Below are 12,958 nucleotides of genomic sequence, written 5' to 3'. Positions count from 1 at the left end.
CGCCACCGAGACGTCCCCGCCCCAACCGGCGCCACCAGGAGGCTGGGACGGGGAATACCTGCTCGACGCCGACCACATGGGCCCGGAGGCACGTGGTGCGCTCGCCGCCCTGACCGGGGTCTGGCACCTGCTCGCCGGGGACAGTGTGGCCCGCGAGCGACTGTCCCCGACCGCCGCCGACGCCGCCCTGGACCGCGAGTTTGGGATCGTGCCGTCGAAGATCACCCGCGTGTGGTTGCCCTCGACCGACGACCCGGACCGGCTGTGGGACTACGCGGCCGGCCCGGTGTGACCGCACGGGTGTGCTGATCACCACGCCGGCGTTCTGAGGGCCGTAGCCTGCGCGAATGCGGAACTTCCTGCGGGACAAGGTGTGGTCGCCGGACGGGGCCCGGCCGCACGTGCTGGTTCCAGTCACCCCGTCGGTCGCCGCGCTCGCCGCCGTTTACGCCGGCGCGCTGCCGGCGTGGCGGGAGGACTGGGCCGAGCACCTGCAGCTGGTGCCGCCGTCGGCGCTGCACGTCACCGTGGCCTGGGTGGACCAGCCCATCGCTACAGCGCCGACCGCGCTGGCCGACCTGGAGCAGGCGGTGAGCGAGGAGTTGACCGGCATGACTGCGTTCCCGGCGCTGGTTGGGCCGGCGACAGTGGTCACCTACGGCGTCGAGCTGTACGTGCTCGGCGCCGACGACGACTTCGCCGAGCTCGGCCGCCGCTGCCGGCGAGCCGTGCGCGCGGTGTTCGGCGCGGCCGCCGCGCCGGAGCCGGCCCGGACGCTGCCGCACCTGGCCATCGCCTACGGGCGCAACGACATCGACGACACCACCCTGGGCCGAACACTGACCGCCGCGGCCGCGCCCGGCCAACCCAGGCCGGTGCCGGTGGAGATGCTCGTCGACCAGGTGCTCGTGGCCGACATGGACGCGTTCGCCGCGGCCGGCCCGGGCTGGTCCCAGGCCCTGCCGGTGCCGCTCGACCACTGCGAGCGGGCCCGCGCCGACGTCGAGGGCCAGGCGCTCGACTAGCAGACCAGGACCGGCCGGTCAGTCAACGTGCAGCGGGACGCTCGCGACCTGGTCCCACCACAGCTGCCCGGCGGTCTGGTCGACGCCGACCTCGACAAGGTCGACCTGGGTCAGTCTCAGCGGCGCACCGTTCGGATCGACCCGGCGTAGCGCCCGCTGCCACGGGTCCGAGTCCGCCTCGGCGGTCGCATAGCCGAGGCTGAGGTGTGGCTTCGGGACGCGGTAGCCGGTGGAGTCCGGGCCCCGCACCGCGTGCACGGCCTGCCGCAGCGCCTGGTGCACCGCGACCAGCGGCGCCGCCGGCGAGATGTCGATCAATGCGCCGGACTCGTAGGCCAACGCCGAGCCGGCCCGCCCCTCGTACACCGGCGTGCCGGACAGCGCCTCCCGCACGGCCTCGGCCAGCGCGGCCCGCTCGCCGGCGTCGATGTCGCCGGCCGGCGCGTCGGAGATCATCTCCAGGGTCACGTGCAGCCAGCGGTCCTCGACCAGCCGGATCGGCGCGTCCGCGAGGGCCTGCCGCCACTGGCCGATCAGCACGGCCAGCTCCGGGTTCTCCTCGAGGCAGACCGGCGCGTAGAGCTGCAAGGTGGTGATGTCGGCCGGCCAGGGGACGGCCCCGTACATGAACGTGTAGGGCTTCATCAGCCCAGGCCTCGCTCGCGGATCGTGGTCATCAGGCCGAGCACGCCGGCGACGCCACGTTCGGCCCGCGCCTTGCGGAACTGGTCGAGGATCGCCGTGCGCACCGCGATCTTGTTGCCGCCCTTGGCGGTCAGCCTCGTCGCCTCGTCGGCCAACTTGTCCAGGTCCAGCTTGGTGCGCCGGTAGTCGGCGGCCGCCGGGTCCAACGGGATACCCCGGGTGGTGATCACCTCGGCGACCAGTTCCCGCATCTGCTCCACCGTGGGCTCGCCGGTCCAGGAGATCCGGAAACCGTTGCGCGGCAACGCCTCGACCCGGATGTAGGGGTGGTGGCGGGCGATGAGCTCGCAGCCCAGCCAGGCTCGGGCCACGGCATCGGGGCCGGCCCACGAGGGGGCCGAGATGACGGGCCAATCAGACCGGGGGACCCTCGCGAGCACCCGTGCGGCGGCGTCCTCGGCGTCCTGGCGGCGGCCCTGCACCACCAGGCCGTGCAGCTGGATCAGGTACTCCTGGCTGCCCTCGTCGGGATGCGCGTGATGGGTGTAGGCGGCGCCGACCAGGTCGTTCTCCCAGTACTTCCGCTGGTTGGGCTCGCGCGACACGGAGCCGGCGAACGCGTCGCCGAAGGCGGCGGCGAGCACGGTGTACGCGAGCTCGGCCTGGCCCTCGTCCAGCTCGGCGCCGTCATGCAGCTGCCCGTGGTCCAGGTGCGCGGCGATCCGCTCCAGCGTCGCCACCTTGCCGGCCGGGTCCAGCTCCGGCTGGGAGGCGTACCAAGCCCCGTAGATCGCGGTCAGGTACAGGTCGGCCTCGGGATCGTCGGTGTGGCCGGGGACGATGCTCTGGTCAGGGCCCAGTTCGGCGACCCGTCGCAACACCGCTCCGTACACCAACAGCACCGCGCTCTGCTTGGACTCCGGCACGACCCGCTCCAGGATCATGCCGGTGCCGGCGGCGAACGCCCCCTCCCGGACCTCGAAGCCTTCCGGGAACGAGTCGTACCAGAGGGCGACGTAGTTTCTGATCGTCCCCGCCGCGCCGCGGTAGGTCAGCTCGCCGGCGGCGTCGATGGCGTTCATCGCAGCCTGGACCTGTTGCGGGTCCTCCGAGATCACCGCCAACAGCACCAGCGTGCCAAGCAGTTGGTCGCGCGTCCGCTTGGCGAAGCTGACCTTCTCGGCCGCCATCCTGTCGCCCCCATCGTGTTCCCGTCCCGTCACCGGCAGCGACACGGTCCCACACAGCGCGACGCCGGCGACCGGGAGGCGCGCCGGCGGTTGATCAATGTTCGGTGGGGGCCGGCGCGACGTGCTCGGCGGCGATGTTGTGCACCTCGACCTCGACGGGCGAGCTGTCCGGCACCGCGCCGAAGTTGATCGCGTATCCCGGCGGCGGGCCGGCTCGAACGACCCACCCGTCGACCACCCAGGCCGAGCTCTCAACGCGCCCGGTCCGCCCGGCGTGCTCGCCGCCGGTGATCCGCACCGCCGCGCGGGCCGGCAGGGCGCCACGTTCGGCGGCCAGCGCGTCGATGAGGACGCTGCCGACCATGACCTCGTAGGCCACAACAGCAGGTCGCGGCGCGCAGCGTCCGCCCATCGACCAGCGCGGCGGCCAGGCCGGGCCGCTGCCCAGCAGCTCACCGAACTCATCGCGCGGCCACTCCCGGGTCAGCCAGGCCCACTGGCGTGACACCGGATCGTCCGAGTCGTTGGGCTGGTGCCCGGCCGTGGCCAGGCCGGCGGCCATCGTCTCGGCGTACGTGTCCGGGGTGAAGAACGGCACGATCACGGCCTCGGGGCCGAGGTCGCGGACCGCGATGTCATGGCGCACCGCCAGCACGTACGCGGTGACGGCGAGGATGCCCTCCACCGCGCGGGTGTCCCAGTCCTGTGGATCGTTCGCGAGCAGCGGATCGGCGGCGGCTGCGAACTCGTGGGCCCAGGCCACGGCGTCGTCCCACAACGTCGTGTTCCGGCCGGAGTCGCCGGCGTCGGTGTGCGCTCGAGCCATGTGATCACCGTAGTGCCGGTGAGGTCACAGCCGAGTCGGCGGCGGCGAGATCTGCGGCAGGACGTCGTGCGCCGAGAGGTTCTCGACCCACTGGTGGTGATCGACGGGGCATACCAGGAAGGTGGCCGCGGTGAGCAGCAGGCCGTTGTCGGTTCCGCAGCGCGGGCAGCACACGACGCGCTCCACGCCGTGGTTGTTGATCACCAGCTGCCGCTCAACGTGGAGCCCTTCGGTCACCCACCAGCGGTAGTGCTCGAGGATCGCGGCGGGCGGGCGGCGCGAGCCGCCGCTGTCCACTCGCCGCTCCCACGGCACCAGGGTGACGACGCCGTCGATCGCCGTGCGGATCATCGCCTTCAGCTGCGGGCAGCACGTGTTGGGCAGCACCACGTAGCCCTGGTCCTGCTCGACGCCGGCGATGCCGCGCCACTGCAGCCACTCGGTGAGCCCGCGCCAGTCCGAGCGCTCGCCGGCGGGCGTCCAGCCCAGCCGTGACCACGGCACGGCGGTGTCGTCCAGCGCCGTCTGCACCGGGGGGAACCCGCCCAGCCAGCCGTCGAAGCCAGCCAGGTACTCGTCGAACCGATGGGCTGTCTCGGAGCTGACTGGCGGCAACTGATCGGGCGGGATCACGCGCATGCTCTACCACACCGCCGACCAGCAGCGCCGACGCGACATATCGAGCCGGTTGGCACGGCTGATCGACTATCTTGCTCCGCTTCAGCTACGCACGGGGCCGTGTGGCCGGGCTGGCTGGCCACCGACCGAGCTGCCCGCGCGGCGCACTCGATCCAGCCGGGACGTCGACGTCGTCGCCGACGGCCCGGTGCGCGCCGGCCCGGCCGCGACCTTGGGGACCGTCGTCGCCGGCCAGCGGGCCCGCAGCGGCGCGGCCGCCGTCTGCAGGCTCTCCTGCGCCCGGCGGGCCGCCGCGGCCGCGACGAGTTGTCCGCGCTGGTCCCGCCACGCCGCCAGCTCCGCGACCAGCGACGCGAGCGCGAGCAGCAGCGCCAGCAGGGCCGGCCCGCTCGACGGGTTGGTCGGGCGGAACCTGCCGGCCCGCGCCACCCGCCAGGCCGCGTGCCGCAGGTCCGCCGAGGCCTGCGACCACGCCGAGGGCTGGCCCCGGCCTGGATGGCGGGCCGCCGGCTCGAACTCGGCGGCCGCCACTGTCAGCGGCCCGCCGGCGGCGTCTTCGACGGCCGTGGCCAACACCAGCAGCACGTCGCCGACCGCGTGCGCCGCACCCGCCCCGCCGACGGGCAGCTCCCGCCGGGCGTCCTCGGCGGCCGCGGCCGCCGAGTCCAACGCCTCCCGCCGCTCCAGGACGCGGTCGACCGGCGCCGGGTCGGGGTCGGGCGCGCCGGCCCAGCGTTCGGCCAGCCGCACGGCCGACAGGTCGGCGGCCAGGGCACGGCCGCCGAACCACACCAGCCGGTCCCGCTCGCGCGGGCTGGCGTCGGCGGTCTCGGTGTCGCGCGGGTCAGCGACCGCGTAGCCGACCAGCCGCCCGTCGACATCGCGGCGGGTCCGCACGACGATCGTGTCGTCGGCGGCCAGCAGCTGCAGGAACGCCTGCTCGTTCGCCGCGGCCGCCGCGGCGGCGCGCACCACCTGGCGCAGCCGGTCCCGAGCAGCGGCTTCCGGCCAGCCGCGCCGGGCGGCCTTCTCGGTCTCGGCTCGGCTGGCGCGGCGGGGCGCGGTCCGGTCGGCCGGTGTGGTCGCCCGCAGGCCGAACTCGCGCTCGGCGTCCAGGCACACCTCCCGCACCCGCAGGAAGTCGCGGTAGGGGCTGACGCGGCGCAGCGTGTCCTGGCGGACCAGCACGGCGGCGACGTGCACGTGATCGACGGCGTGCCGGACGGCGACCCACCGGCACCCGCCCGGGTCGCCGCGCTTGGCGATGCCGGTCCGGTCCAGCACGTCCGCGACGATCCCCGCCCACTCCTGGTCGGTCAGCACCCGGTCCCCGGGCGCGGTGCGCAGGGAGCAGTGCCACACCGGGCCTTGCTGCCGCTCGGCGCCGGCGACGGGCGTCGGCTCCCGCTGCGGGATGCCGGCGGCCACCGCCGGGTCGGTCAGCGCGGCCGCCAGGCGGCCGACGTCGAACCAGACCGGCTCGCCCTCCGGCGTCGGCAGCGGCAGGGGCTGGTGCAGCTCGGGGCAGCCGTCCCAGGTCGCGATCAGGTGCGGGTCGCTGTGCTCGTGGTGCCGGCCGGGGCCGAACAGGTAGTTGATCAGCCCGTGCGCGCGCCAACCGCGCACCACCCGGCCGATCATGACGGGATGAGGGTGGGACAGACCGACGAGATCCGGGCCCGCGCCGCCGCCGCGAAGGCCGCGATCACGGCGCTGGCCGATGCCGTGGCGGCCGCCGAGTTGGCGGCCGCGCCGCCGCCGGAGCAGGGCACCGGCGGCGGCGCCGAGCTCGCGGCCGCGTTGGCGCGGGTGCGCGCCGCCGGTCGGGCCCGCGTCACGGTGCGGGAGTTGGTGGCCGAGTTGGTGACCGAGGCGGCCGAGACCGTGCTGGACGGCGAGCTGCTGGCCGCCCGCCGGGTGCAGCCGCGCGGCGCGTCCTGGCGCGAGCTGGCGGAGGTGCTCGAGGTCAGCCACCAGGCGCTGAGCAAGCGGGCCCGCCGGCGCGGCCTGGACCCGGGGCGCACCACGTTGGACGGCCGGCCCGGCACGTCGTTGCGGGCCGTCTCCCAGCCCAGCACCGAGACGTTGCGGTGGCGCTCCGCGGCGGCCGAGCACCGGCAGCGCCTGGCCGCCGACGCCGCCGCGAGGAAGACGACGACGTCCACGCCGGTGCCGGCCGCCGGCACGGGAGCGGCGTTCTGGCGGGCCCAGCGGCAGCGCTGACCAGCGCCGACTGCTAGCCCGACCCGAAGAATTCGCAACCGGCGGTTGCGAGAATTTGAGCTAAGGTATCGCCACGGCGATACAGACATTTCGGGCGCTGTCACAGTCGCTCCCGCGCCTTCGCGGCCACCTCGTCCAGCTCCGCCAACTGCTGCGCGACCCGGTCGACCACCGCGGCGATCCGGGCGTCCATCCGCTGCAGCACCACCACCGCCGGCGTGGCCCGGGCCATGTTGGTGTGCGCCGCGATCTGGTTGACCAACCGGCCGACCGCGCGGACGTCGGCGCGTAGCTCGGCCAACTCGGCGCGGTGCCGGATCAGCTCGCCGAGCACCTGCTGCCAGTCGGCCGGCACCAGGCCGGCGCGCTGGGCCAGGTGCCGGTGCAGCACCTCGGCCGCGTACGCGCCGTCGGCCATCTCGGCCACCGCCGCGGCGGCCACCAGCGCGGCACCGTCTTCCAGGCTGAGCGTGAACTCCCGCTTGAACGGCCGGCCGCCCGGCACGCGCGGCCGTCGCCCCCTGTGTCGTCCCATCCCCCGCTGGCCCCCGTGTGTCCGGCCGCCCGCGCCCCCATGCGGTCGGCGTTGCCGTGTCGGCCGGATGGGTGGGCCAGCGACCGATACGGCCATGCTGCCACGGCCGCCGGGCCCACGGCCGTAACCAGGGGTTACCGGCTATCTCGCTCCCCCGCCTCCCGCTCCGCCGGCCGCCGCCGGCTCCCTGCCGTCCCCGGCACACCGCGCCGCCTGTCGCCCTCGCGCGGCGGGCACGCCCGCCCTGCCACCACCCGCCCGCGCTGCCTGTCCGATTCGCTGCACCAGCTCTTGCACTCGACGTGCGACCCGGTCGTATTTCGTTCTGACGAATCTCAAACCAGGTGCAACCTGGAGTTATGGCCCACGACCAGACCCCGGAAAGCGAGCCCGCGACGACCGAGGACACCGTCTCCGAGCGCGTCACGGAGACCGTCGTGGCGCGCGACTGCGCCGGCTGCGGCGGCCCCATCACGTACAAGGGCCGGGGCCGGCGGGGCCAGTTCTGCTCGGCGAGATGCCGGCAGAAGGCGTGGGCGCTGCGCGCCGCCGGCGAGCAGCTTGCCGCCGGCGAGGACCCGCGGCCGCCGGTGGTTCGCGAGGTCGTGGAGCGCACCACCGAGCGCGTCATCGAACGCGTGACGGTCAAGCCGGTGCCGATCGCCGGCTACGTGTCGCCGTCCACGCCGGCGATGCCGGTCCCGAGCGCGCCGGCGGCGCCCACCGACGCGCGGGGCTGGATCGCGCTGCTCGCCGAGCTCGAACAGCAACTGCTCGACCCGCAGTCCCCGATCGCCAGCGCGCACTGGAACCACCGCCGGTTGTTCGACGCCGTGGTGCGCGCCTCCGCCGCCCTCGGACACGCCCATCCCGGCGGCCTGGACCGGCTCTCCCGCCACTGACCGTCCCGCCCGCGACGCTGGCCCTGGCTCGCCTCGACACGCCGCCGGCGACCTGTATCCCGCAGGGATACCTGAGTGCATTGCTGAAAATGGCACTTTCACAACGCGACCGGGAGGCGCTCGTGGCGGAGCCGCACGATCAGCACCGGGCCGTGCTCCGCGCGGCCATCCAGCACGTGGTGGACGCCCTGGCGGCGGAACCGGCCCCGCTGAGCGAGCCCGATCCCCGCGTCGGCGACGAGTTGGCCGCCGCGCTGGCGCGGGTGCGCCGCGCCGGCCAGATCCGCGACCTGCTCGCGCAGATGACGGCCGAGCTCGCCGAGGAGGTCACCGGGGCGGCGTTGGACGAGGCGATGGTGGCGGCCCGCCACGTCGCTCCGCGCGGGGCGACCTGGGCGCAGCTCGGTGCGCAGTTGGACCGGACCGGGCAGTGGTGTGGGCAGCGGCTGCGCGAGCGGCAGGACACCGAGCGCACCGTGCCGCCGCGGCCGACCTACTCCCGGCCGTGGATCAACCCGCACGACTGGGCGCTGATGCAGCGCGACATCCAGGAGCGGCGCGCCGCCCAGCACCGGCCGCCGCGCCGGCCGAAGCCCGTCGACGGGCCGCCGGCGTCGCCGACGCTCCTCGAGGACACGCCCACCGCGAGCGCCTGGCCGACGTCGACACCCGCGTCGCCGGCGGCCGCGCCGGAGCCGGCGGCGCAGCATCCGCTGGGCGGCGTGAGCCGGCGCGCTCGACGGCGCGGGAAGCACGGCAGGAAGTAGTCCACCGCCGCTGGCCATCGACTCCAGCACACTGCGCGGGGACGCGCGACGCGTCCGCATAAGGCGCCCCAGCCCACTATCTTGCTCAGCGGCTCCGGCCCTTGAGCAGGTCTTTCAACGTCCACTGCGACAGCGGCCGACGCACACCCAAGGCCTGCGTCACCACCGCCAGGTCGCCGTCGTGCCGGTCGGCAACGCGGGCCGCGATCCCGGCGCGCTGCCGCCGCAAGTCCGCCGTCACCGTCTGGTTGAGCAACTCGGTCAGCGTGGCCAACGCCGCGAACGCCTCCTCCTCCCCAGCCGCGTCGCCGTCGACGGGCGCGGTCACCGTGGTGGCCACCGCACGGGCGGCGTGCACCGCAGCGACCAGCCGGGACCCGTCGTCGACCACGTGCGCCGACTCGGCGGCGTAGAGCAGCTCGGCCGCGGCGCGCTGCTCCAGCACGCTCCACCGCCCGTGCCCGACCGCGTCGACGCGGCTGGGATGGCGGCGCAGGTAGCGACCCGAGCTGGTGGCCCACACACTCACCGGCGCCTCCGCGACGGTCAGCTGCCGCAGTTCGGCCCGGGGGATCCACCACGCCTGCGCCCAACTCGGCCCGTCGACGACCACCGTCTCGACGCCCGGGGCCGGAAGCCGATGCCGACGCTGTTCGTCGCCGATCGCCACCTCGTCGACGGCCAGCTCCGCGAGCGGCACCACCAGGTGCTCGTCGACGGCCGTCTTCGGCAGCACGGTGAAGCCGAACTCGGCGACGACCAACACCACCGCCTGGTCGGCACGGACGGCACGCAGCAGCTCCGGCGTCAGGGTCAAGGTCACGCCTCAGCGTGCCGCGTCGGCCGCCGCCGGGCAGCCGATGTGGCCGTCATCTACCGATTCGGCTGGTGAGTCTGGGTATCCAGCGGACCCCTCACGCGGTCGCTGACCTGCAACGTCACCAATCCAAGTACTTCCGCCCTAGAAGGCTCCCCCACGGGATCCCCCGCTGGTCCTCCCCCGGGGTCCCCCGCCGGCGACACCCCCGCAACCCAAGATCTACTACCGGCACACCTGGCATTCGCAATGGGCGGTTTCGTTCTGACGAAAAAGACGGAGAACTCGGCGGGACACCGGGCAGGGACCACCCCATAGAGATATGTCGGCGTTAGCGACATCCGCGACAACGCCTGCTGACCAGCCAGAACGGCTCGACCAGCGTCAGCGGGTCCGGTACGGGCGGCGGTACGGGCGGCGGCACGGAGGGTGGTACGGAGGGGAGTACGGGCGGCAGTACGGGCGGCGGTACGGACCCTCGACCAGTCTCGGCCGCGGCGAACCGGGGGTCACGGACCGGTGCGGGAGGCCGCGGTGCTTGCTGGCGCCGGACTGCTCGTCGCGGTTGGTGGGGTCGACGGAGGCTTCCCATTCGGGGAAGGCGGGGTCAAGCCGAGCCACGTGAGCACGGCCATGATCCCGGCGACGATGGTGGCGAGTGCAACGAGAACGCCGCGCTTGCGCAGCCGGGTCCACCATCCGCCCTTCGTGGCCGGCTCGGTCTCGCCAGCGGTGTCCCGGCCAGCGACGGTGTTGTGGTCGCCGTGCACAGCTTGGCTCCCGACAACCGTCGCGTTGTCGCCGGCGCTCTGGCTGCCGATGGCGGTGCCGCCGGCGCCGGCCGTCGTGACGGTGTTCGTGCTGCCGCCCTCGGCGTGCTGCGTGGTCAGGTTGATCGTCGCCCGCTTGCCGGTGACCACGAACTGGATCGCGGCATCAGCAGCGGCCTGGTTTGGGATCGACTGGTCCGGCGGGGTCAACGCGATCAGCTCGGCGACCAACTGGGCCAGGGCGGTACGGATACGCACCAGGACTCCACGGAGCACCACGGGAGACACGTCCCAATAGATGGCGGAGATCCGGCTGTACTCGTCGATGTAGTTGCTCAGCAAGTCGATCAGCCAGCCGTCCCACGGGGTGCTGAGGTGCAGTTCCTCCCTGGTGGCCATCGCCTCCAACTCACCAACGCCGCCGGGCAGCTGCGCGGTCTCCCACTCGGCCAGATGGCGAAGCTGGGCGGGGATCTCGGCGTCGATGCGCAGCCGCCTGGTCATCGGGTTGTACCCGCCGAGGTTGGTGAACTGGATCATCACCGTAGCGGCGACCTTGCGGTAGTCCGGCAGGTCGTTCAGCGAGTCGTAGCCGTTCAGTTCCTGGACGGCCCAGTCCCGCATCTTCTCGGATCCGGCCTGCCCGCCAAGCAGGATGCACTTCTGCAGCAGCGACGACAGCGGCGTGGTGTCGTCGGCGACACCTGCTTGGAGCTGGTCGAGGAGTCCGTTGCGCTTGCCGTGCATGGCGGGGATCCTGCCACCGCGTTCGACGCGCATCGCACGCGACGCGCGTCCTCGATGCGGCCGGCTCGACCGGATCGGGCGATGGTGACTGCGGCTGATGGTCTGGCAGACTCGCCGCTGGCGTCGAGCAGACGCGAGGCAGGCCACGGGCCGCCGTCGGGTTCGAATAGCCCACTGTTCCCGCTCAGCCCCAGCACAGTGCGTGCTGGGGCTGAGTCGTTCTACAGCTGTCCGGGGCTAACGTCGAATGGGTCCAACAGCGCGTAGGCCGCCGGCGCATCGTCGCGGGCACAGGCGTGGGCGAACGCGCCGAGCCGGCCACGCGGCAGCCACCCAAACGGGGTGCCGACTTCCACGTCGTCACGGGCGACCACGAACCCGCTGTCTTCCCAGGCCCCGGTCGGCACCTCACCAGGCATCGACTTCGCACTGGTCCCTGTCCGGTCGGCGCGGGCCAGCCGGTCCTCCACTGAGTCGCTCGGCCCGGTCGGGCCGGTGCTGGCCAGGTACGCGGCGGTCTCGGCGCGGGTGCCGACGAACGTCGGCCCGTCCACGTTCGACGACCATTCGACGTACAGGTCTTGGTCTCGGGCCGCTTTCACGATGATCTGCACTGGTCGTTGCCTTCCCTGGATCGCGCCTGGCCGGGTGCTACTCGTCGTCGTCCTCGTCGTCGCTGGTGGCCAGCAGGGCGCCCAGCTGGAGCTTCACCAGGTCCAGGGCGGTCTTCGTGTCGTCCAGCGAGGTGGACAGCAGCTCGGAGTGCTCGACGGTCAGCTTCTGCACGTCGCGGAACCGCCGGTACAGCTTCTGCACAGCCTGGTCGGAGGCACCCTCGCGTCGCGCGGCGGCGACCTCGATCGCCAGCTGGTTCAGCTCGTCGCGGGTCTGCGTGGTGAACGCGGTGATGATCATTTCCCGCATCTCGTCCTGGTCCGGGATCGGGATGCGCACGAAGTGGCTGCCCTCGCCGAACCGGGCCACCAGTGTGCGCAGCGCGGCAAGGGTGGCGGCGTGCTGGCGGTGCACGAAGTACACCCCGCCGGTCGGGCGGACCTTGATGCCGCCGAGGTCTTCCACGTAGTCACGGACCAGCGCGCGGAGTCGGTCGCCCGAGTAGAAGGTGCGCCGGTACTGGAACGCGGTGGTGATCTCGCCCAGCATGTCGCGCACCACGCCTTGCTCGGCCTCGGGCAGCTTCGCGATCGCGCCGTTGTCCGGGGCCACCCCCAACGCGCCGGCACCGGGGTCGCTCTGCGCGCTGGTGTCGAACCGGAAGATGGCCTCGCCCAGCTTGCTGTCGTAGGACAGCGAGGTCGCGTCTTCGTCGCGGACCTCGCGCACGATGTGCCGCACGATCTCGCGGCGGTCCCGCCGCACGTGCCGGACCATCAGCGTGGCCTGGCGGCTGATCGCGTCGGCCTTGCGCCGCGACTTGGGCCGAGGGTCAGCGGTCGGGTCGTCCAGCGGGTACACCCGACGCACCCCGGCCGGGCCGGTGACCTTCTCGAACGCCGCGTCCGCGCGCAGCCCGCCAGGCAGCGCCTGCAGGTCCAGGTCCAGATCCTTGAACCACTTTTCCAGCCGGTCCGGCGTCACCCGCCCGTCGAAGATCGAGTACAGCACCAAGTGCCCAAGCAGCGGCGCCTCACTGGCCTCCATCGCCTCGGCGTAGGCGTCGAACAGCCGGTCTCCGGTGGCAACGACGCCTCCGTCGCCGGCGGCCTCGTCATCCTCGTCGGGCAGGTGCTGGGCTGGCTGCGTCATCCCTGCTCACGTCCCCTTTGCGCGATCTCCACGGACCCGCGACTGTTGTAAAAACGGCCGTTTTAGCAACGATAGCACCGCCCGTATCAAGTGGGTACCCACTTA

General features: G+C 73.3%; 15 protein-coding genes. 5 read left to right on the top strand and 10 right to left on the bottom strand.

The window, feature by feature from the left end; genetic code table 11:
* Positions 1-292, top strand: a 292-nt coding sequence (locus BCF44_RS56350; RefSeq protein ID WP_170218242.1) for a hypothetical protein, incomplete at its 5' end; no start/stop codon positions are given.
* A 55-nt stretch (positions 293-347) separates the two neighbouring features.
* Positions 348-1,025, top strand: a complete 678-nt coding sequence (locus tag BCF44_RS52770; RefSeq protein ID WP_116182172.1) for a hypothetical protein — start codon at positions 348-350, stop codon at positions 1,023-1,025.
* 18 nt (positions 1,026-1,043) lie between these two features.
* Here the strand turns inward: BCF44_RS52770 and BCF44_RS52765 are convergent, their stop codons facing one another.
* From BCF44_RS52765 to BCF44_RS52745, 5 genes are all read right to left on the bottom strand, one after another.
* Positions 1,044-1,670: a 2'-5' RNA ligase family protein gene (locus BCF44_RS52765; RefSeq protein WP_116182171.1), complete on the bottom strand. Its 627-nt coding sequence runs from the start codon at positions 1,668-1,670 to the stop codon at positions 1,044-1,046.
* Entirely contained in the window at positions 1,670-2,860 is a 1,191-nt protein-coding gene (locus BCF44_RS52760) for a hypothetical protein (RefSeq protein WP_116182170.1), read from the bottom strand. The genes BCF44_RS52765 and BCF44_RS52760 overlap by 1 nt, the downstream gene beginning before the upstream one ends.
* A gap of 94 nt (positions 2,861-2,954) precedes the next feature.
* Positions 2,955-3,686, bottom strand: coding sequence for a hypothetical protein (locus BCF44_RS52755; protein ID WP_116182169.1), 732 nt, complete (start codon positions 3,684-3,686; stop codon positions 2,955-2,957).
* Between the two features lie 24 nt (positions 3,687-3,710).
* Positions 3,711-4,325 carry a hypothetical protein gene (locus tag BCF44_RS52750; RefSeq protein WP_116182168.1) on the bottom strand — a complete coding sequence of 205 codons (615 nt, stop codon included), beginning with the start codon at positions 4,323-4,325 and terminating at the stop codon, positions 3,711-3,713.
* Positions 4,326-4,406: 81 nt separating this feature from the next.
* On the bottom strand, positions 4,407-5,966 hold the full coding sequence (locus BCF44_RS52745; protein WP_116182167.1) for a relaxase/mobilization nuclease domain-containing protein: 1,560 nt from the start codon (positions 5,964-5,966) through the stop codon (positions 4,407-4,409).
* Between the two features lie 6 nt (positions 5,967-5,972).
* On the opposite strand from BCF44_RS52745, the gene BCF44_RS52740 reads away from it, so the two are divergent.
* Positions 5,973-6,548: a hypothetical protein gene (locus BCF44_RS52740; protein ID WP_147329045.1), complete on the top strand. Its 576-nt coding sequence runs from the start codon at positions 5,973-5,975 to the stop codon at positions 6,546-6,548.
* A 100-nt stretch (positions 6,549-6,648) separates the two neighbouring features.
* Here the strand turns inward: BCF44_RS52740 and BCF44_RS52735 are convergent, their stop codons facing one another.
* Entirely contained in the window at positions 6,649-7,083 is a 435-nt protein-coding gene (locus tag BCF44_RS52735; RefSeq protein WP_147329044.1) for a hypothetical protein, read from the bottom strand.
* Positions 7,084-7,442: 359 nt separating this feature from the next.
* Between BCF44_RS52735 and BCF44_RS52730 the strand changes: the two genes are divergently transcribed.
* Positions 7,443-7,985, top strand: coding sequence for a hypothetical protein (locus BCF44_RS52730; protein ID WP_116182164.1), 543 nt, complete (start codon positions 7,443-7,445; stop codon positions 7,983-7,985).
* 89 nt (positions 7,986-8,074) lie between these two features.
* Complete coding sequence (locus BCF44_RS52725; RefSeq protein WP_147329043.1) at positions 8,075-8,752, top strand: hypothetical protein; 678 nt, start codon at positions 8,075-8,077, stop codon at positions 8,750-8,752.
* 85 nt (positions 8,753-8,837) lie between these two features.
* Here BCF44_RS52725 and BCF44_RS52720 read toward each other — a convergent pair whose 3' ends face one another.
* The 4 genes from BCF44_RS52720 to BCF44_RS52705 all read right to left on the bottom strand — a co-directional run bounded on the left by BCF44_RS52720 (position 8,838) and on the right by BCF44_RS52705 (position 12,853).
* The gene (locus BCF44_RS52720) at positions 8,838-9,575 is read right to left on the bottom strand and encodes a hypothetical protein (RefSeq protein ID WP_116182162.1); all 738 of its coding nucleotides are present in this window, start codon (positions 9,573-9,575) and stop codon (positions 8,838-8,840) included.
* A gap of 503 nt (positions 9,576-10,078) precedes the next feature.
* Positions 10,079-11,086 carry an AbiTii domain-containing protein gene (locus BCF44_RS52715; RefSeq protein ID WP_147329042.1) on the bottom strand — a complete coding sequence of 336 codons (1,008 nt, stop codon included), beginning with the start codon at positions 11,084-11,086 and terminating at the stop codon, positions 10,079-10,081.
* A 221-nt stretch (positions 11,087-11,307) separates the two neighbouring features.
* Positions 11,308-11,688 carry a hypothetical protein gene (locus tag BCF44_RS52710; protein WP_147329041.1) on the bottom strand — a complete coding sequence of 127 codons (381 nt, stop codon included), beginning with the start codon at positions 11,686-11,688 and terminating at the stop codon, positions 11,308-11,310.
* Positions 11,689-11,737: 49 nt separating this feature from the next.
* On the bottom strand, positions 11,738-12,853 hold the full coding sequence (locus BCF44_RS52705) for a DUF6744 family protein (protein WP_211353672.1): 1,116 nt from the start codon (positions 12,851-12,853) through the stop codon (positions 11,738-11,740).
* Positions 12,854-12,958: the final 105 nt, after the last annotated feature.

The sequence above is a fragment of the Kutzneria buriramensis genome, from assembly GCF_003387475.1.
Classification (GTDB): Bacteria; Actinomycetota; Actinomycetes; order Mycobacteriales; family Pseudonocardiaceae; genus Kutzneria; species Kutzneria buriramensis.
Note: the sequence above shows the minus strand (reverse complement) of the source record. Positions and strands in the feature narration are given on the sequence as shown.